Origin of the sequence: Kordia jejudonensis (assembly GCF_001005315.1) — a bacterium.
GTDB classification, from domain to species: domain Bacteria; phylum Bacteroidota; class Bacteroidia; order Flavobacteriales; family Flavobacteriaceae; genus Kordia; species Kordia jejudonensis.
On the sequence record NZ_LBMG01000010.1, the window covers coordinates 80,826 to 101,289 of the forward strand.

A 20,464-nucleotide genomic window follows, 5' to 3' on the forward strand; every position below is an offset into this window, starting at 1 on the left:
ATGATTAAAAATTACTTTTTATTAGTTGCATTATTGATTTCTTCTGTGTCTTTTGCACAAGTATTAGAAGAAAATTTCGATTATGGAATGACAAATGGAGACTTGACTACAGCTAGTGGAGGCGCATGGGCGCAACACTCAGGTTCAGCTGATCCTGTACAGTATGTAGCAACACCAAGTTTGACAATGGCAGGCTATCCTTCATCAGGAATAGGAGGACATGCATCAGTTTCTGGAACTTCTCAAGATGTAAACAGATCTTTTGCAGGTATTTCATCTGGAACAGTATATGGAAGTGCGCTAGTAAACTTAAGTGCTGTAGGTACTGGAAACTACTTTTTACACTTTAATATTGCTGGTGGTTTTACTTCAAGAGTTGGAGCAAGAGATGATGGAAGTGGTGGTGTACAATTCGGTATTGAAACGGATAGTTCTACTTTAATCTACGGAACAACATCATACGCTTTAAATACGACATACCTTTTAGTATTCTCTTATGAGGTTTCTACAGGAGTATCTAACTTACACGTTTTATCGGCAGTAACGCCTACAGAACCTGCAACGCCTGAAGCTACAAATACTGGAGCTACTGGAAGAACAATTAGTGCGATTGCTGTTCGTCAATCAAGTAACATCCCTACTTTTCTTATGGATGGTGTTCGTGTAGCGACAAGCTGGAACGAAATTATGAACAACTCTACTACAGCTTCTGTAAGTATTGTAACTCCTGCTAATAACGCTGTTTTTGATCCAGGAACAAGCAGTGTTGATATTACATTTACAACACAAAACATCGATTTATCAGTTGCTGGAAACCAAGTAAATGTAACTGTTGATGCAAACCCAACTGATGCTGATGTATCAAGTCCTTATGCAATTCCTACAACAGACGGAGGAATATATGGTGTAACTGTTGAATTGTTAGAAAACAATGTTGTAGTTGACACTAAAATGGTAGCATTTTCTGTATCAAACATTACACAAGTAAATAATATCACTGATTTACGTGCTGGAACATTAGGTGGTTTTTATGAACTAACTGGTGAAGCGTTAATCTCTTACATCGTAACAGAAGGAACAAGAAATCAAAAATACATTCAAGATAGTGGTGCAGGAATCTTAATAGATGATACCGCTGGAACTTTAAGTGCTCCTTTAAACATCGGAGACGGAGTTATTGGTTTACAAGGTGAATTATCTCAATTTGGTGGTGTATTACAATTTGTACCAACAGCTAACGTACCTGGAGCATCAACTACTGGAAACACGATTACTCCAATTGATGTCACTGTTGCCGAATTATTAGCAAACGGAGAAACATACGAAAGTAGATTAATCAGATTGGTAGATGTAACTTTTGATGCTGCTGATGTTGGTGGAATGTTTGCAGATAACACAAACTATGACGTTACTGTAGTTGGTGGTGCAGACATGACTGTATGTAGAGTTTCTTTTGGAGATGAAGACATCGTTATGGCTACAATTCCTAATACACATGTAAACATTACTGGTTTAGGTGGAGAATTCAACGGAACGCGTCAAGTATTACCAAGATACGCAAGTGACATTGAAGATGCTTTAAGCACAGAAGAGTTTGGAAGAGCTTCTTTTAGCATGTATCCAAATCCAGCTAACGGAAATACTGTAACCATCGCTTCTGCTACAAACAGCACAAAAGAAGTGAAAGTTTACAGCATTATCGGAAAACAAGTAATCAACACTACAATTACAAACACATTAAATATTGCTGATTTACAATCAGGAGTATATGTAGTTCAAATTACAGAAAATGGTAAATCGGCTACTAAGAAATTAGTGATCAAGTAAGTTTACCAAACACATATAACATACAAAAAAGCATCTTGAAATTTCAAGATGCTTTTTTAGTAAAACTCAATATTGAAAAGCTTTTACAATCCATTTCAACCCATCATATACTGACTCATCTAAAATAGTACCAATACAAGTATATATTTCTTTATCTTGTCACTTGTATGAAACTATGGAAAAAAATAAACCAATATGCTAGCAAACGAGACATTCTCTTATTTCTAGGTTTCTATGTCGTTTCTACCTTAATCTATTATACTGCAAGTTGGATTTCGTGGGGCGGATTCAAAAAAGGACATCCATCCTATTTTGATATAGAAGAATTTTTTGCTTCTGGTGGCGCTCAGTTTTTAATTAGCTTATTGGTTACAATTCCTATTTGGTACATCACTTCTGTTGTCTTAAGAAAATACAAGCTGAAAATACAACTGTTATCACACTTTCTATTTTTACCAATATACATAGCAACATGCTACTTTTCATTGCTTGGCGTCACAAAAATTTTTGGTTGGGCAATGTATTGGGGAGGCTACAAAGTCATTTGGACACTCTATACGTTTATGCTTTTTTACTTTGTACAATTTGGCTTCATACACGCGTATAGCTATTTCAAACGATTCAAAAAAGAAGAACAGGAAAAAGCGATACTCCGAGAAATCACATTAAAAAGTGAAATCACAGCATTAAAATCACAACTCAATCCACATTTCTTACACAACCTGTTCAACTCTATCAATGCAACGATTCCAAAAGAAAACGAACGAACCAGAGAACTCATCATCCAATTATCGGATCTTTTTAGATATCAAAATTATGCATCTCAAAACGAATTTGTAACCATTCAAGAAGAAATAGAATTTATACAAAGCTATTTAGAGCTCATGCAAATAAGACTCAAAGAACGTCTCAATTTCTCTTTTGAAGTACAAAAGGAAGTCTATCATCATAAAATTGTACCGATGCTACTACAACCTTTAGTCGAAAACGCAGTAAATCACGGTATTGCTTCCAAAATTGAGCCTTCAACATTAATCATCAAAATTGAAAAACAACAAGAACGTCTCAACATTTCCATTGAAGATACAGGCATTGGTATTGCAGATAAAAAAAATATTTTTGACAAAGGATTAGGACTGTCGAATACAAAAATGAGACTCGATAAAATTTACAATGCCGAATTAAAAATAGAAGACAACATTCCTACAGGAACTAAAATCTCATTTACAATTTGAAAACAATACTTATCATAGATGATGAAGAAGATGCTAGAAATTTACTCCGCCAATACATTTCTGCATACAAAGAACTTCTGATTATCGGAGAAGCCTCAAATGGTTATGAAGCCGTTGAGTTGATAAACAAATTAAAACCTGACACCATATTTCTAGACATCCAAATGCCAGGTTTCAATGGATTTGAAGTACTTACGCACTTAAAAGAAATTCCCGAAGTCATATTTTCTACCGCTTATGATCAGTATGCAATAAAAGCATTTGAAGTACACGCCATTGATTATTTATTAAAACCGTATGGAAAAAAACGCTTTGAAAGCGCACTTCACAGAATTCTTAAAAATCAAGAAAATGTCATTCCATTAGCCGAAGAATTACTTCAAAAAGAAGCCCATTTTCCTTCCAAAGTGATTCTTCACAAAGGAACAAGAAAACTCATGATCCCCGTAAAGGATTTATATTATGCAGAAGCTTTTGGCGATTATACCAAAGTATTTACCAAAAATGAAGAATTTCTAGCCACCAAAGGAATTTCTCAACTTAAAAACAGCTTCAATCCAAATACCTTTATACGCTTGCACCGTTCGCATTTTGTCAATATAAATACGATTGTAGAATTAAAAAAAGTAGATCGATATCATTACGTATATTTAACTAATGGAAAACAGCTGAGAGTAAGTGAAACCTATCTGCCTGAACTCAAAAAATTGGTAGTATAACAATTTCGTCGTGCTATTTTCAAATCCGTCGACTATAGCATTGTAAACTGTTTTTTGTTGCGTATGTTTAAGGTATCAAACCGTTTTTACAATGAAAAATATGCTCAAAATCACGCTAATACTGCTGATTACACTACTCACCATACATATCAGTTTTGCTCAAATTGAAACACCGCTGAAAGTATCAAAAGAAGCCGAAATCATCGATCGAAAAACGTACACAGGCATTATAGCAGAACAATACGCTAATGGAAGTCCATCACTTTGGAAAACCGTCATCAATGGAAAAACAGAAGGACTTTGGCTAGAATGGTATCCTAATGGTACTTTAAGATACAGAGCGTATTGGAAAAATAGCTTAGGAAATGGCCGCTGGGAATATTTTTATCCGAACGGACAATTGCGTTCCGAGAGCTTTTACATCAACGACATTGCACAAGGAATTTTTAAAAACTATTATGAAAATGGACAACTAAAAACCGAAGCAACGTATATGAATGGCAAAAAAGATGGCGTAGAATATAGCTATGACATAAATGGTGTTGTGCTTTCGCGAAAACGATATGAAAATGGAATACAGCGTATTGATGAACCAACTATATTTCAAAAAGGAATTATCTCTAAAAACGATAGCAACGAATGGGGAATCAATTTTATGCCAGACGGAAAAACAGCGTACTTTACACGAAAAAATACGGCTGGTAAAAAACGAATCTATACAGTCACCAAAACTGAAAACGGTTGGAGCGAGCCAACTATTGCTACATTCTCAACACATGAAGATGAAGCCGTATTTATAAATATGGATGGAAGTAAACTCTATTTCGCCTCCTACAAACCGTTACCGGATGGAAGTACAACGGAAAAAATGGACATGAATATTTGGTATCTTGATAGAATTAATGATCAATGGTCTGCGCCAAAACCACTAACTTCTACAATCAACAAGTCAATGAAAAAAGGCAACGCATGGCCTGCAAACTATGAAGCAGGTCCAATGACAGACGCGAACGGAAATCTTTACTATTGGACAAAAGGAACGGAAAGCAAAACTACAAATCTGTATTATTCGGAACTAAAAAAGAATGGCAATTACGGCAAACCGCAAGAATTAATTCCACCTTCAAGTCAAAAAAATTACGACACTTCGCCGCAACTTTCGCCAGATGGAACCATCCTTTTCTTTTCGTCAGATTACCGATCTGATGGATATGGCGATTCGGACATCTACTACAGTGTAAAAAAAGAAGGAAAATGGTCAGCGCCCAAAAATTTAGGTCCTGTAGTAAATTCATCAAAATCAGAAGGCTTTCCAAGTTTCTCGCCTGATGGAAAATATTTCTATTTTAGTAGCAATCGTGGAGATGTAAAAGATGCTTATGGAGATAACATATCGAATCTGTATTACATGGAAACAAAATATTTAATGATTGAAAAATAATTCTATGAAAAAAATAATAGTACTCGTATACTTCGTAAGCTTTATAAGCTGTGCTCAAAACGATAAAACGGAATTACCACCAGCGTCAGAAATGGTTTCTATGAACGATGCCAATGTAAAATATGGCACCAAATACGGACAACAATACTTTAAAAAAGGAAGTTCAGAACCGTACACAGGTTGGTTGTGCGCACGCTATGACAACGGAGAATTAGAATCTGCACAACAATTTAAAAACGGTTATGGAAATGGTGTTTGGATAAATTTTGATCCTGACGGACGCATAGAATCGCAAGGAGCTTATCGCAACAATAAAACGGAAGGACCTACAAAATTTTTCTATGAAGATGGTAGCGTAAAAGCGGAAGGAAACTTTATTCATTTAAAAAAGAAAGTCGGTTGGTGGCTTTTTTATGATCGCAAAGGAAATGTGGTAAGCAAACGCTTTTTTACCAGATAATAAAGAAGAAAGTACACCTAAAATCTTCTGCTAATTTTAAGTACTTTTGTTACCTCAACAAAAGACATGAATACCGATACGATTTTCAATATATCCAATGCTGCCGATTTTGAAGCGATGACATTTCAAATATTCAAACATCAATTTGAAAACAATCGTACCTATCGTTCTTTTTGTGACTTATTATACAAACATCCAAGCGATATCAAACGCATTGAAGACATTCCGTTTTTGCCGATAGAATTCTTCAAATCACACGAAATTCTTTCAAATAACAATGCCATTCAGGAAACATTTACAAGTTCTGGAACTACAGGAAGTACGCCAAGCAAACATCATGTGACAGACATTTCAGTCTATGAAAAAAGCTATCGCAGAGGTTTTGAATATTTCTATGGAAACATTGAAAATTATGTTGTTTTAGCATTGTTACCAAACTATTTAGAACGAAAAGGTTCTTCGTTGGTCTACATGGCAAACGATTTGATACAACGTAGCAACCACGCGGAAAGTGGTTTTTATTTAGATAATTTAACAGCATTAACCCAGAAACTCATCAAACTAGATCAGGAAGGAAAAAAGGTACTTTTAATTGGTGTTTCTTTTGCGTTGTTAGATTTGATTGAAACGACTCAGTTTTCGCTAAAAAATACCATCATCATGGAAACGGGCGGCATGAAAGGTCGTCGAAAAGAAATGATTCGTACAGAATTGCATCAACTGCTTTGTAATGGTTTCGGTGTTGCCGAAATTCACTCAGAATATGGAATGACCGAATTGCTTTCACAAGGATATTCTAACGGAAATGGCATCTTTAAAACGCCACCATGGATGAAAATTCTAACGCGCGATCCAGAAGATGCACTAACCATTCAAACCAATGGAAAATCGGGCGGAATCAATGTGATCGATTTGGCAAATATCAACTCCTGTTCTTTTATTGCCACACAAGATTTAGGAAAAGTATATGCAGATGAAACCTTTGAAATTATTGGCCGTTTTGATCATTCTGACATCAGAGGCTGTAATTTAATGGTTTTTTAACACAATCATACAGAAAGGTTTACCTTAAAAATACGACAAAACCTAAGAAGAGTAACATCTTCATTAGTTTAGTTATTTAATACAGTAAAAGCCCCGAATATTGTACCTACTACAAAATATTCGGGGCTTGTTATTTTAGTACGAAAAATCACTCGAAGCGACGTTTTTTTAATGTATCAATTTGATAATTTGAAAATGTACCAATGTTATATGAATTTAAAGATTAAATGATTAAAGGTATATTTCGTCAAGCTGAACCCGATTCAGCTTCTCACAAACAGCTAAAATTTTCCTCAAAATTCCTTGCTTATGTCATAGAAATTGAAGTAACGATTATTTAAAATGAAACAATACCAAAAAAAGTCTAATAACCTAAAAGCCAGCGATCTAACAGGCGAAGCTGATCTAACATCCAACAGCGCCAGCGATCTAAAAGCGAAGCAGTCTACTTCACAATCAACAAGAAATTCTTTTTCTTTCCGCGTTGAATGGTTACAAACTTATCATTAATTAAATCGTCCGTCGTAATTTTATAATCTTCTTTAACTTTCGTTTTATTCACTGAAACCGAGTTTTCTTTCAAAGCTCTACGCGCATCGCCATTAGAACTTAGGAAGTTAGTTTTAGCCGATAAGGCAGCAATCATATCTAAACCTTCTTCAATATCAGCACGCACGATTTCCGCTTGCGGTACACCTTCAAAAACTTCCAATAAGGTTTGTTCGTCTAACTGTTTTAAATCGTCCGCAGTCGATTTCCCAAATAAAATATTCGTTGCTTTTTGAGCATTGTCTAAATCTTCTTTGCTATGGACCAAAATTGTTACTTCTTCTGCCAATTTCTTCTGTAACAAACGCATATGTGGCGCTTCTGTATGTTCCGCAATTAAAGCATCAATTGTTTCTTTAGGTAAAAATGTAAAGATTTTGATATACTTTTCAGCATCTTCATCGGAAGTATTTAACCAAAATTGGTAAAATTTGTACACCGAAGTTTTAGCTGCATCTAACCACACATTTCCACCAGCCGTTTTTCCAAATTTAGAACCATCGGCTTTTGTGATTAACGGACAGGTCATAGCATATGCTTTCGCTGCTTCTTCCGTGTTCATTCTACGAACCAATTCGGTTCCCGTCGTAATATTTCCCCATTGATCCGATCCGCCCATTTGTAACAAACAGTTGTGTTCTTTGTGCAAATGGTAAAAATCGTATCCTTGAATCAATTGGTATGTAAACTCTGTAAACGACATTCCAGCGGCGCCTTCTCCACCAATACGATTTTTCACAGAATCTTTCGCCATCATGTAGTTAACGGTAATACGTTTTCCGACATCACGAGCAAAATCGATAAACGAAAAATCTTTCATCCAATCGTAGTTATTTACTAAAATTGGCGCATTTTCTTCGGCAGAATTAAAATCTAAAAAACGAGACAATACACGTTTGATTCCTGCTACATTATGATTCAAAATATCTTCCGTTAGCAAATTACGCTCATCTGATTTTCCTGATGGATCTCCAATCATTCCTGTAGCGCCACCAACTAAGGCAATTGGCTTATGTCCAGACTTATACAAATGCATCAACAAAATAATAGGCACTAAACTTCCAATATGCAACGAGTCCGATGTTGGATCAAATCCAATATAAGCAGTCGTCATTTCTTTATTCAGTTGTTCTTCAGTTCCTGGCATGATATCGTGTATCATTCCTCTCCAACGTAATTCTTCTACTAAATTGCTATTCATTGTATCATCTTTTTTAAAGCATGGCAAAGATATAAAAGTGAAAAGAAAAAAGGTTATTTTAGTAGCATGATATTAGTAACAGGAGGAACAGGATTGGTCGGCGCGCATTTATTGGCGTATTTAGTAAAAAACGCACAGCAAATTAAGGCAATTTACAGAACGGTTGATAGGTTAGAAGCCGTCAAAAATGTATTTTCCTATTATTTTGATGATCCAATCGCTGCTTTTGATCAAATTCAGTGGTTTCAAGCTGATGTGATAGATATTCCTTCGCTAGAAGTTGTTTTTCCAGAAATTACACATGTGTACCATTGTGCAGCGTTAATTTCTTTCGATCCAAAAGACTTTGATACCTTACGTAAAGTGAATATTGAAGGAACGGCGAATATTGTTAATTTATGTATTGCTCATGGTATAAAAAAACTCTGTTTTGTGAGTTCGGTAGCGGCAATTGGCGAAAATGAAGATGTTACCATTCCGATTACGGAAGAAACACATTGGAATCCTGAACTGGACAATAGTGTGTATGCCATTTCAAAATATGGTTCGGAAATGGAGGTTTGGCGCGGTTCGCAAGAAGGTTTAGACATTGTTATTGTAAATCCTGCAATTATTTTAGGTGCTGGATTTTGGCGATCAGGAAGTGGTTCTTTATTTAGAAAAGTTGCCAAAGGCTTAAAATATTACACCGACGGAATTTTAAGTTATGTAGATGTACAAGATGTTGTTTCTGTGATGATTCAATTGATGAAAAGTGACATAAAAAATGAACGTTTTGTATTGGTTGCTGAAAATTGGACGTTGAAAAAATTTACATCAAAAATGGCAACAGCCTTGAAGGTAAAAGCTCCAGAAAAAGAAGCGAGTTCATTTTTACTAGGATTTGCTTGGCGAATGGATTGGTTGCGACAGTTTTTTACAGGAAAGCAGCGTAAATTAACCAAACAAACTGCACAATCAATTCAATCAAAATCTTTTTTTGATAGTAGCAAGATTCAAACTACATTGAATTTCAAATTCAAACCTTTGGAAGAAACCATTGAACGTGTGAGTAAAAGGTATAAAGACTAATCAGATTGTTAGATATTAGACCGCTTCACTTTTGGATTCAAGTATTAAAATTCGCCAGCACAAGTTTCTAATGCATACTGAAAAATTAGTACAACAAAGAAACAGTTTTAGCGTCCTTTCTTTATTTGATCAAATTTAGGTTTTGGCAATGTATCAGCCTTTTTTAAGGCTTCTTTTTTTGCTTTTTGAAGTGAATCACGTCGCTTCTGCTCTTTTTTCATCTCAGCTTCTACCAAACTGCGTTCTTTGGCAAATCGCTCATTTACAAGCGCATAAATGGCATCATATTCTAACGGACTCGTCGCGTAATAGTTGTTACTTTCCGAAAACTGAATGCTATCAATATTGTGTTTTTTATATATATACGTATCAAAATGTATATTAGTAGCTTCTACGCTTTTTTTATCAACACCTTTCATGGCATTGATTAGTGAGATATCGTATAAAACAGCCGCCATCTTTTCTTTTGATAATAAATTATCAGGTTTTGGCACTACTTCTCTTTTGCAAGAAATTACCGTGAATAGTACAATTAATATGCAGGCTATATATTTTTTCATTATCTGTTGAATTCTAATTGTTTTACATGACGTTTTTCAGAGATTTTCCCGTTAGCGTATGCTAAATTTCCGTTGACAAACGTATGTGTAATTGTGGAATCGAACGTTGTACCTTCAAACGGCGACCAACCACATTTGTATAAAATATTGTCTTTTGCAACTTCCCATGATTTGCCTAAATCTACCAATACCAAATCAGCATAGAAACCTTCTTTGATAAAACCTCTGTCTTTTACCTGAAATAATCGTGCTGGATTGTGACACATTTTTTGCACAATTTTTTCTAACGAAATTTTTCCTGCTTTGTGCGCTTGTATCATCGCGTTTAACGCATGTTGTACCAACGGTCCGCCAGAAGGTGCTTTGGTGTACGGATTGCTTTTTTCTTCAATCGTATGTGGTGCGTGATCGGTTGCAATAACGTCAATTCTATCATCTAATAATGCTTCCCACAATTGTGCACGATCGGAAGCTTTTTTCACTGCCGGATTCCACTTAATGTTTGTTCCTTTTTTTGCATAATCTTCGTCCGAAAACCACAAATGATGAATACAAACTTCTGCGGTAATTTTCTTTTCTTCCAACGGAATAGAATTGTCAAACAATACGGTTTCTTTTCCTGTAGACAGATGAAAAACGTGCAAACGTGCGCCTGTTTTTTTGGCCAATGCAATAGCTCTTGAAGAAGAAATGTAGCAAGCTTCTTCACTTCGGATAATTGGGTGAAACTCCATTGGAATGTCATCTCCATATTTTTCCGTGTATTCGGCTAAGTTTTTTCTAATGGTAGCTTCGTCTTCACAATGTACAGAAATAACCATATCGGTACTTAAAAATATTTTTTCCAGCACTGCTTCATCATCTACCAGCATATTTCCTGTGGAGGAACCTAAAAATAATTTGAGTCCAGCTACTTGTGTCGGATCAACTTTTAAGATTTCGTCCAAATTATCATTTGTGCCACCAAACATAAACGAATAGTTTGCAAAAGCGGTGTCTCTTGCAATATTGAGTTTCTCCTGCATTTTCTCCACTGTGGTCGTTTGCGGATTTGTGTTGGGCATTTCTATAAATGAAGTAATTCCTCCAGCAATGGCAGCTCTCGATTCTGTTTGAATGTTCGCTTTATGTGTCAATCCTGGCTCTCTAAAATGCACTTGATCGTCTATAACTCCTGGAAAAACATGCTTTCCTGTCGCGTCAATTACTTCAGCATTGGCATCGATAAGATTTATTCCAATTTTGGCAATTCGCTCGCCTTCAATTAAAATATCTGCTGTTTTAATTTCAGATTCGCTGACAATTTGTGCGTTTTTAAGGAGTATTTTGTGCATTTCTTTTATGTTTTGTAAATAGACTTCTGATTTTCATTTTTATGATTCCAAAAACGGCTTCTGAAAAGATGGAACTGTCCATTTTGGAAACGCCTTTGGTTCGGTCTGTAAAGATAACGGATACTTCTTTGATATTGAAGCCTAATTTCCACGCTTTGAATTTTAATTCAATTTGAAACGCATAGCCAACAAATTTTATATTATGTAAACCGATGGTTTCTAACACTTTTCTGCGGTAACAGATAAATCCTGCGGTAGTGTCATGAATAGGAATTCCTGTAATGAAACGTACATATTTTGATGCAAAATAGGACATCAACACGCGATTCATAGGCCAGTTGACCACATTTACACCTTTTACATAACGTGAACCAATGGCTACATCGGCACCTTCTTTACAGGCTTCTAATAATCGGACTAAATCTGCTGGATTGTGTGAAAAATCGGCGTCCATTTCAAAAATATATTCATAATCGCGTTCCAAAGCCCAACGAAAACCGTGAATATATGCTGTTCCCAAACCTGTTTTGGCATTTCTTTTTTCTAAAAAAAGTTGTGTTGGGTATTTTTCTTGTAATGTTGCAACACGTTTGTGCGTGCCATCTGGCGAATTGTCATCTACAATTAACACATGGAATGCTTTTTCTTGTGCAAACACTGCTTCAAGAATTGCATCTATGTTTTCGATTTCATTATACGTTGGTATGACAACAATTGCGTCTGACATTTCTATAAATTATAGCAAACAAAAGTAATTAAATTATGCTTTTAACGAAGAAATGTCAGGATTTGTGATAATTTTTTATGTATTATTTAACATACTCCCTAATTTTACCGAATGTTTAGAAGTATAGAACGAACGATTATTTCCAAGGATTGGATCACTTTATTATTTTTAGTGAGTTTCTGTATACTAGTGTTGGTGCGCTTTGTATTTAGAAAGCAATTTTCGTTATTCCTTTCTTTTTTATTTACAAATAAGTATGAAAATCAGTTTGTAAGCAAGCAAGATGATCTTGTCAATTGGTTTAGTGCTTTGTTATTTTTGGTACAAGTCACTTCTTTTTCTATTTTTATATATGTTGCCGTCACTTTTTTCTATCCTTCATTGCGTACGGCACCTTTTTTATTTGTAAAAATCATCACTTTTACGACCTTTTTTATCATTATAAAATACATTTTCGAAAAGATTATTGCGGTAATTTTAGACTTAGAATCGTACGTAAATACATATAATTTTCACAAACTTACGACTCGAAATCTATTTGGTATTCTATTGATTCCCATTAATTTACTCTTGGTTTATAACCTTGATGGTCATAAGATTGTATTTTTCTCAATAATTGTCACATTTTTCCTCTATAATCTCATTGGATTATTTTTTCTACTAAAGAATTATCAAAAATTGATAATCAGCAAGTTGTTTTATTTTATTTTGTATCTTTGCGCACTTGAAATCGCCCCTTATTTAGTTATCTATAAATTTTTAATTAAATAACGCAAAATATAAAAAAACAGGTTTATGAAAGTAAAAACTATTTTAGTTTCTCAACCGGAACCAAAAATTGAGAATTCTCCTTATTCTAGGCTTATTGATAAGCAAAAGGTGAAGATCGATTTCAGGCCGTTTATACACGTTGAAGGCGTAAGTGCTCGTGATGTTCGACATCAAAAAATTGATTTAGCAAAGTTTTCTGCGATCATTTTAACAAGTAGAAATGCAGTGGATCATTTCTTTAGAGTAGCAGAGGAAATGCGTTTCAAAGTTCCTGATACAATGAAATATTTTTGTCAGTCAGAAGCTGTAGCTTATTATTTGCAAAAGTATGTTGTGTACAGAAAACGTAAAATTTATGTTGGTAAACGTACATTTCAAGAATTGTCTCCATTAATTAAGAAATACAAAGACGAGACATTTTTATTGCCTTCTTCTGATAAGTTAAAACCTGCAATACCAGAAACATTAGACTCTATCAATATTACTTGGGAGCGTGGAATTTTTTATAAAACTGTTGTAAGCGATTTATCTGACTTGCGCAATGTGTATTATGACATTTTAGTGTTCTTTAGTCCTTCTGGAATTCAATCATTATTGACTAATTTTCCAGATTTTGAACAAAATGACACACGTATTGCTGTTTTTGGTAACTCTACCATTAAAGCAACTACAGAAGCAGGATTGCGAGTAGATATTAAAGCACCAACGCCAGAAACTCCATCAATGACGATGGCTTTGGCAAAATATATTGACGAAGTGAATAAGAAATAATTACGATATAACAATACATATTAAAAAAGCCTGAATCAAATGATTCAGGCTTTTTTTGGTTGAATTAATTTTGGGTTGGTTTAGTATTACTCGACTAGTTTGTTGATTTACCAGTCATAATTTTATTAAGATTAGAAACCATAACGTTGTGGTCCACCTCTTCTTATTTCTTCGTTAGCATACGATTCAAATTTTTTGAAGTTTTCTCTAAATGCATTTGATAGCTTAAATGCCGTTTCATAATATTTTTGATCGTCATTCCATGTTGTTCTTGGGCTCAAGATAGCATCTGGCACACCAGGACATTTTCTTGGCTGTGCTACGCCAAAAACTGAATGTATGTGATAATCTTCGTATGTATAATCGCCTAAAGCGCCATCTAAAACAGCGGCAATCATTGCCCTGGTATATTTTAAAGCCATTCTTTTTCCTACGCCATATTGACCACCAGACCATCCTGTGTTGACAAGCCAAACATTTACACCTGATTCTTTCATTTTTTCACTCAACATTTCAGCATATGCTGTTGGATGCAGTGGCATAAACGGCGCTCCAAAACATGCAGAAAAACTTGGTACAGGCTCTGTAACTCCTGCTTCAGTTCCTGCTACTTTAGCGGTATATCCTGAAATAAAGTGATATGCTGCCTGACTTGGTGTAAGTTTTGAGATCGGAGGCAATACTCCGAAAGCATCGGCAGTTAAGAAAAATATATTTTTAGGGTTTTTCCCAATTGAAGGTACTTGAATGTTGTCAATATGATATATTGGATAACTTACACGTGTGTTTTGCGTGATTGTAGTATCTTCAAAATCTACATTTTTGTTTTCATCTAGCACTACATTTTCAAGAATTGCTCCTTTTTTGATAGCGCGATAAATATCTGGTTCTTTTTCTTCGCTTAAATCGATCACTTTTGCATAGCAACCGCCTTCAAAGTTAAAGACTGTATTTTCGTTTGTCCAACCATGTTCATCATCCCCAATTAACTTACGTTCTGGATCGGCTGACAAGGTTGTTTTTCCTGTTCCTGATAATCCAAAGAAGATAGCCGTTTCTCCATTTTTACCAATATTGGCACTACAATGCATTGGCAATGTATTTTTGAATACAGGAAGAATAAAGTTTAACGCTGAAAATATTCCTTTTTTGATTTCTCCTGTGTAACCAGTTCCACCAATTAAAGCTATTTTCTTTTCAAAGTTCAAAATTGCAAAGTTATGCTGACGCGTTCCATCGATCTCAGGATTTGCCATGAAACCTGGTGCGTTTACCACTAACCATTCTTCATTGAAACCTTCTAATTCTACTTCTGTTGGACGCAAAAACATATTGTGTGCAAACATATTACTCCAAGGATATTCATTGATCACTCGGATGTTCAATTTGTAATTTTCATCAGCACATGCATACGCATCACGAACGTAAATTTCTTTTTCCGATAAGTAATCGACAACTTTGTCGTATAACGTATCAAAAGCAGCAGGCTCAAAAGGAATGTTGATGTCTCCCCACCAAATTTTATCTTCTGTAATACTGTCTTTTACTATAAAACGATCTTGAGGCGATCTTCCAGTGAACTCTCCTGTATTTACAGCAATAGCTCCTAAAGAAGTTTCTACTCCTTGTCCTTTTTTTATAGTTTCTTCATGAAGTTCATCTGAGGAAAGTTGATAATGCGCCTTGGCGTTTTTGATTCCGTATTGATTTAACGAAATCGTTTTCGTTGAGAAGGTGTTATTTGTCATAACTTTTAACTCTTGTTGTGTTTTTTGTCAAGAGCAAAAGTATAAATATTTTTACATATAACAGATTTTTAATCGATTTTATCCATTTTTAACTTTAAAAAACTAACAATCATTAAAACCCAAGCCACTATTAATAAGCTTCCTCCTATCGGCGTAATAAATCCTATAGTTGTAAAATCAAAAGATGTAGCATTGTTCGTCGCTAACAAGTATATAGAACCTGAGAATAAAATAATTCCCCATAAGATAAAAACAAACAGTAGTTTTTGTGTTTTTGTAGAAATAAAAGGTGCAATTCCTATGAATAAAAGTACTATTGCATGGTACATTTGATACCGAACTCCTGTTTCAAAAGAGGCAATTTGATCTGCTGTGAGTATTTTTTTGAGTGCATGCGCGCCAAATGCGCCTAATATTACTGCCAAACATGCTAAAATGGCACCTGTTACTAAAATCTTTTTTCTCATAAAAATGAATAGTTATTTTTATAAATGTAACATTTTGCTACATTCGTGTTATATTTGTCTAATTACAAAATTACGCAACAAAAGCCACTATGCGAAACATTTTAATTATTGGTGCAGGAAAATCTGCTTCTTACCTTATTAAATACTTTTTAGATAAAAGTGATTCTGAAAATTTACACATTACCGTTGGAGATATTACTATTGAAAATGCACAGAAACTTGTCGGAGATCATCCGAATGCTTCTGCTATATTTTTAGATGTTTTTAATGAAGAAAATAGAAAAGCTGCCATTGAAAAAGCTTCGATTGTAATTTCAATGTTGCCAGCGCGTTTTCATATTGAAGTTGCCAAAGATTGTGTTCATTTTGGTAAAAATATGGTCACAGCTTCGTACATCAGCAAAGAAATGCAAGCGCTAGATGCAGCCGTAAAGGAAAAAGGACTCGTTTTTATGAACGAAATCGGAGTTGATCCTGGAATTGATCATATGAGCGCCATGGAAGTTATAGATCGTATTCGTGACAATGGCGGAGAAATGATTTTGTTTGAATCGTTTACTGGCGGATTGGTAGCTCCGGAAAGTGACACCAATTTGTGGAATTATAAATTTACATGGAATCCAAGAAATGTGGTCTTAGCTGGACAAGGTGGCGCAGCAAAGTTTATCCAAGAAGGAACGTATAAATATATTCCGTACAACCGATTATTCCGTAGAACCGAATTTTTAAATGTTGAAGGGTACGGAAAGTTTGAAGCCTACGCCAATCGTGATTCGTTAAAGTACCGAAGCGTTTACGGATTGGATGATATTTTGACGTTATATCGTGGAACGATCAGACGTGTTGGTTTTTCTAGAGCATGGCAAATGTTTGTCATTTTAGGAATGACCGATGATAGTTACACTATTGAAAATTCGGCAGATATGAGTTATCGCGACTTTGTAAATTCATTTTTACCCTACAGTCCAACGGATTCTGTAGAATTGAAAATGCGTCACAATTTGAAGATTGATCAAGATGATACGCTTTGGGAAAAGTTGTTAGAATTAGATCTTTTTAATCCACATAAAATGGTAGGTTTAGAAAATGCTACGCCTGCACAAATTCTTCAAAAAATATTGATGGATAGTTGGACGTTGGCACCAGATGATAAGGATATGATTGTGATGTATCACAAGTTTGGTTATGAAAAAGATGGCGAAAAGCATCAAATTGATTCAAAAATGGTCATTTTAGGAGAAGATCAAACCTATACAGCCATGGCAAAAACAGTCGGTTTACCTGTTGCGATTGCCGCTTTGAAAATTTTGAATGGAGAAATTAAAACACCAGGTGTACAGTTGCCAATTACAAAAGAAGTATACACGCCAATTTTAAAAGAATTAGAGGAATACGGTGTTATTTTTAAGGAAGAAGAAGTTCCGTATTTCGGCTACGATCCTGCAAATATGTAATGTGAATTTTTGATTTTTGATGTATGATTTTTGATTTCGTATTCACGATGCATGATTTTGAGTTAACTATTTCAATATTTTAAGAATTTAGCCCGAAAAATATCAAATTCAATCAGAAAAAGATCTTTTACGTTATATGTAAGTAAAAATTACTACTTTTAACTTTCATACTGTAAATATAGATTATTATGAAAGTGGTCAATGAACAAATTGAAATTGATGGTATTGATAAAGAAATTCTGCGTGCGTTGATGCAAGATGCGCGCACACCAATTTTAAGTATTGCCCGCACTATTGGAATCTCAGGAGCAGCCATTCATCAACGTTTGCGCAAGCTTGAAGATGCAAAGTTGATTGTCGGTTCAAAATTTATCATTAATCCAAAAGTTTTAGGCTATAAAACGATGGCATTTATTGGCGTATATTTAGATAAAGCCATGCGAAATCCTTCGGCAGTAAAAGAATTGGAACAAATTCCTGAAGTTATGGAAAGTCATTATACGACTGGAAATTGGTCACTTCTCATCAAAATTTTATGCAAAGATAATGAACATCTCATGCATATTCTGAACCATAAAATTCAAGCAATTAAAGGTGTTTCACGTACGGAAACCTTTATTTCTTTAAACCAGCAAATTGATCGACAGATTGAAGTGTAAACTGATTTTATTTACTTCCCAAAATACTTCGCTTGCACATTTTTTGCATCTGTAATAATGGTTTTTGGATAGTTGTAAACGTCCAAAATTTTAATCGCATTTTGCGTTGTAAGTCTTCCCGATTTTATTTTATGATCAAAAACTAAAGTTTCATTTGCAATAGCTTCACTGAAGTGAAATAGTTCATATCCTTCAGCTTGCAACATTTCAGTCAGTTCAATATCGTGCGTAGACACAAAAACAATATTCGTAGTAGTGTTTAAATATGACAGTATTCCTTTGCCTGCTGAAATTCGTTCAACAGTGTTTGTACCTTTAAACAATTCATCTAAAATAAATAAGCATGGTGCTTTATCAGTGGAAGCATCGAGTAATGTTTTCATCGTTTCAACTTCTTCCAAGTAGTAACTTTTGTTTTCGAGAACATTGTCTGCAATACGAATGGAAGAATATATTTTTAAAAATGGCGCTTTATAGGTTTTTGCAAAGCATAAATATAGTGTTTGCGCCAATATACTATTGATAGCAATCGTGCGAATAAAAGTTGTTTTTCCTGACATATTCGAACCTGTAATCAAGATACTTTTATCCTGTATAGCTAGTTCATTTGCAACACAATCATTTACCAATGGATGCACTATTTCAGACACTTCCATCGTTTTTGTAGCTACAAATTCAGGCGTACACGTTTGTAATTCATCCGATTTTAGGGAAGCCGTAGACAATGCCGCATCAATTTCTCCAATACGAACAAACATGGCTTTTATACTTTTCTTTTCTTCCGTGATGCCACTTATAAAACTATTGAATACTAAAAATTCTACATTTAAAAATACTTTAAACGATTCAATTACCATCCAAATGGCAAAGAAATATTCATTCGATAATAAATTGGTTTCAAAACCTAAAAATTCTGTTTTTAGTTGTATTGCATCAATCTTTTTAATGAAAGAAAACTCTTTATACTGTTCTTTTATGTCTTTGAATGTAGCTAGCTTTTTTGTGATTCGAAGTGCCTTTGAGAGTTGCTTTACACCACTTAAATAATAGTTTACATATCTTTTATTGGTTATATGCAAATACATATTGACTATATAAATGGGCGCAATGCATAAGAAGAACATCGGATTGTAAAATCCTAAACCGAAAAATAACAACGTTCCTACATTTAAACAATGTGCAAGCCAAACTAATCTTGATTTTTGTACTTGCAAACCATTTAGTAAGTTTTCTAAATCGTATGCGCTGTGAAATCGTAATTCACTGAGCAATAGTTGACTTTTTATTCGCAGAGCTACATCTTTTCTAAACACCTCAACGAGCGAGTTAAACTTTACCAATTTTGCTATTGATGAAATCGTTCTAAGCTTGTAATACAAGTATTGTTGCCCAATTTTAGAGCAAGTTCTGTCAATATATGTAAAGAGTTCATCAAGGTCTAAATCTCTTTGTATTTTCTCAGAAATGACATGAAAAACACCTTCTTGGTCTGTATTATTGACAAAGAACCTTTCAATCAAGTTGAAATTAAAACTTTCCTGTTTTTTGGGTTTTCCCCAATTTTCAAGCAAGTGTTTTGTTAGCTTTTCTTTTCTTTTTTTCTTCGTATAATTTGTATATATAAAGATAAAAACCAGTATTAATATCGTGCCAAATACCCAACTCATAATCGTTTTTGTGTTTCATCTGGCACAAATTCGAGAAGGTCTCCTGGCTGACAATGCAACGCCACGCAGATTGCATTTAGCGTAGAAAAACGAATTGCTTTCCCTTTACTTTGTTTGAGGATGGATAAATTTACAACAGAAATACCAACCGTTTCAGAGAGTTCTTTGAGTTGCATTTTTCGCTTTGCAAGCATTACATCTAAGTTAACAACAATAGCCATTCCGTATATTTATATGGTTAATGATTGTTGAAACGATTCGTAAAAATGTTGGTAATTTTTATGATTTCTATTCCATGAATAACTTCCATAAATAGTGACTGCGGTTACGTTTACAAGAGAAGTTTCTTTTTCGCCTTCTTTGATTTCTATGTATAAATTTTCGCCCCAAGTCCAGAAATTTGCAGCAGTAGTAAGTAACAATTCAGATGATTTAGAATTTGAATCTACCAACCGAAATGAAGATGATTTTGTTACCTCTTGTAGTTTTTGAAATAGTAATTCTTTTGAGATCGCTGAAGTAAATGTTGAACTTTTTTTTTCTAGAAAAAAGCTGTGTTTTGATAAAAACCATGATTTATAGCGTAATTTTTTTCTAAGAATCATATTGATTAGTAGCACCGTTATTGGAATTAGAAATACCAATAATGCTATGTATCTATTTCCTGTACTATACTGCAACAATTTATACAGCAGGAAACAACTAATACTGATTAAGAAAGGTAATTTATGCTTCATCAAATCTTTTTTCAAATATATA

20 protein-coding genes are annotated in these 20,464 nt (G+C 34.5%); 11 read left to right on the forward strand and 9 right to left on the reverse strand.

The annotated features are described in order from the left end of the window. The 6 genes from AA089_RS23610 to AA089_RS07520 all read left to right on the forward strand — a co-directional run bounded on the left by AA089_RS23610 (window position 1) and on the right by AA089_RS07520 (window position 6,726). A complete protein-coding gene (locus AA089_RS23610; protein ID WP_053002268.1) occupies window positions 1-1,827 on the forward strand; it encodes a T9SS type A sorting domain-containing protein in 1,827 nt (608 codons plus the stop codon). A 167-nt stretch (window positions 1,828-1,994) separates the two neighbouring features. Further along, on the forward strand, window positions 1,995-3,062 hold the full coding sequence (locus tag AA089_RS07500; protein WP_046756315.1) for a sensor histidine kinase: 1,068 nt from the start codon (window positions 1,995-1,997) through the stop codon (window positions 3,060-3,062). After that, entirely contained in the window at window positions 3,059-3,781 is a 723-nt protein-coding gene (locus AA089_RS07505) for a LytR/AlgR family response regulator transcription factor (RefSeq protein ID WP_046756316.1), read from the forward strand. Before AA089_RS07500 ends, AA089_RS07505 begins: the two co-directional genes overlap by 4 nt. Window positions 3,782-3,872: 91 nt before the next feature. After that, a complete protein-coding gene (locus tag AA089_RS07510) occupies window positions 3,873-5,222 on the forward strand; it encodes a PD40 domain-containing protein (protein ID WP_046756317.1) in 1,350 nt (449 codons plus the stop codon). A gap of 4 nt (window positions 5,223-5,226) precedes the next feature. Next, on the forward strand, window positions 5,227-5,682 hold the full coding sequence (locus AA089_RS07515; RefSeq protein ID WP_046756318.1) for a toxin-antitoxin system YwqK family antitoxin: 456 nt from the start codon (window positions 5,227-5,229) through the stop codon (window positions 5,680-5,682). Window positions 5,683-5,799: 117 nt separating this feature from the next. After that, window positions 5,800-6,726: a LuxE/PaaK family acyltransferase gene (locus AA089_RS07520; RefSeq protein WP_449545619.1), complete on the forward strand. Its 927-nt coding sequence runs from the start codon at window positions 5,800-5,802 to the stop codon at window positions 6,724-6,726. 445 nt (window positions 6,727-7,171) lie between these two features. On the opposite strand, the gene tyrS is transcribed toward AA089_RS07520, so the two are convergent. Then, on the reverse strand, window positions 7,172-8,476 hold the full coding sequence (gene tyrS / locus AA089_RS07525; RefSeq protein WP_046756320.1) for a tyrosine--tRNA ligase: 1,305 nt from the start codon (window positions 8,474-8,476) through the stop codon (window positions 7,172-7,174). Between the two features lie 66 nt (window positions 8,477-8,542). Here tyrS and AA089_RS07530 point away from each other — a divergent pair, with 66 nt between their 5' ends. After that, window positions 8,543-9,547 (forward strand): NAD-dependent epimerase/dehydratase family protein, encoded by a 1,005-nt coding sequence (locus AA089_RS07530; protein WP_046756321.1) that lies wholly within the window; start codon window positions 8,543-8,545, stop codon window positions 9,545-9,547. Between the two features lie 107 nt (window positions 9,548-9,654). Here the strand turns inward: AA089_RS07530 and AA089_RS07535 are convergent, their stop codons facing one another. Genes AA089_RS07535 through AA089_RS07545 form a run of 3 tightly spaced genes read right to left on the reverse strand, consistent with a single transcriptional unit; the run spans window position 9,655 to window position 12,168 of the window. Next, window positions 9,655-10,107 (reverse strand): DUF4296 domain-containing protein, encoded by a 453-nt coding sequence (locus AA089_RS07535; protein ID WP_046756322.1) that lies wholly within the window; start codon window positions 10,105-10,107, stop codon window positions 9,655-9,657. Continuing rightward, entirely contained in the window at window positions 10,107-11,441 is a 1,335-nt protein-coding gene (locus tag AA089_RS07540; protein ID WP_046756323.1) for a dihydroorotase, read from the reverse strand. Before AA089_RS07540 ends, AA089_RS07535 begins: the two co-directional genes overlap by 1 nt. Further along, window positions 11,422-12,168: a polyprenol monophosphomannose synthase gene (locus tag AA089_RS07545; RefSeq protein WP_046756324.1), complete on the reverse strand. Its 747-nt coding sequence runs from the start codon at window positions 12,166-12,168 to the stop codon at window positions 11,422-11,424. Before AA089_RS07545 ends, AA089_RS07540 begins: the two co-directional genes overlap by 20 nt. Window positions 12,169-12,279: 111 nt before the next feature. Between AA089_RS07545 and AA089_RS25795 the strand changes: the two genes are divergently transcribed. Together AA089_RS25795 and AA089_RS07555 are read left to right on the forward strand one after the other, a co-directional pair. Then, window positions 12,280-12,939 carry a DUF4271 domain-containing protein gene (locus AA089_RS25795; protein WP_046756325.1) on the forward strand — a complete coding sequence of 220 codons (660 nt, stop codon included), beginning with the start codon at window positions 12,280-12,282 and terminating at the stop codon, window positions 12,937-12,939. Between the two features lie 24 nt (window positions 12,940-12,963). Beyond that, on the forward strand, window positions 12,964-13,710 hold the full coding sequence (locus AA089_RS07555) for a uroporphyrinogen-III synthase (RefSeq protein ID WP_046756326.1): 747 nt from the start codon (window positions 12,964-12,966) through the stop codon (window positions 13,708-13,710). A 131-nt stretch (window positions 13,711-13,841) separates the two neighbouring features. On the opposite strand, the gene pckA is transcribed toward AA089_RS07555, so the two are convergent. Together pckA and AA089_RS07565 are read right to left on the reverse strand one after the other, a co-directional pair. Then, window positions 13,842-15,458, reverse strand: coding sequence for a phosphoenolpyruvate carboxykinase (ATP) (gene pckA / locus AA089_RS07560; protein WP_046756327.1), 1,617 nt, complete (start codon window positions 15,456-15,458; stop codon window positions 13,842-13,844). A 68-nt stretch (window positions 15,459-15,526) separates the two neighbouring features. Next, window positions 15,527-15,925: a DUF423 domain-containing protein gene (locus AA089_RS07565; RefSeq protein ID WP_046756328.1), complete on the reverse strand. Its 399-nt coding sequence runs from the start codon at window positions 15,923-15,925 to the stop codon at window positions 15,527-15,529. An 89-nt stretch (window positions 15,926-16,014) separates the two neighbouring features. On the opposite strand from AA089_RS07565, the gene AA089_RS07570 reads away from it, so the two are divergent. Together AA089_RS07570 and AA089_RS07575 are read left to right on the forward strand one after the other, a co-directional pair. Further along, window positions 16,015-17,379 (forward strand): saccharopine dehydrogenase family protein, encoded by a 1,365-nt coding sequence (locus AA089_RS07570; RefSeq protein WP_046756329.1) that lies wholly within the window; start codon window positions 16,015-16,017, stop codon window positions 17,377-17,379. Between the two features lie 188 nt (window positions 17,380-17,567). After that, entirely contained in the window at window positions 17,568-18,038 is a 471-nt protein-coding gene (locus AA089_RS07575) for an Lrp/AsnC ligand binding domain-containing protein (RefSeq protein ID WP_046756330.1), read from the forward strand. Between the two features lie 11 nt (window positions 18,039-18,049). Here the strand turns inward: AA089_RS07575 and AA089_RS07580 are convergent, their stop codons facing one another. Genes AA089_RS07580 through AA089_RS07590 form a run of 3 tightly spaced genes read right to left on the reverse strand, consistent with a single transcriptional unit; the run spans window position 18,050 to window position 20,442 of the window. Further along, window positions 18,050-19,705 carry a MutS-related protein gene (locus AA089_RS07580; RefSeq protein ID WP_046756331.1) on the reverse strand — a complete coding sequence of 552 codons (1,656 nt, stop codon included), beginning with the start codon at window positions 19,703-19,705 and terminating at the stop codon, window positions 18,050-18,052. Then, window positions 19,702-19,926, reverse strand: coding sequence for a helix-turn-helix domain-containing protein (locus tag AA089_RS07585; protein WP_046756332.1), 225 nt, complete (start codon window positions 19,924-19,926; stop codon window positions 19,702-19,704). Before AA089_RS07585 ends, AA089_RS07580 begins: the two co-directional genes overlap by 4 nt. Before the next feature lie 9 nt (window positions 19,927-19,935). Further along, a complete protein-coding gene (locus AA089_RS07590) occupies window positions 19,936-20,442 on the reverse strand; it encodes a hypothetical protein (RefSeq protein WP_046756333.1) in 507 nt (168 codons plus the stop codon). Window positions 20,443-20,464: the final 22 nt, after the last annotated feature.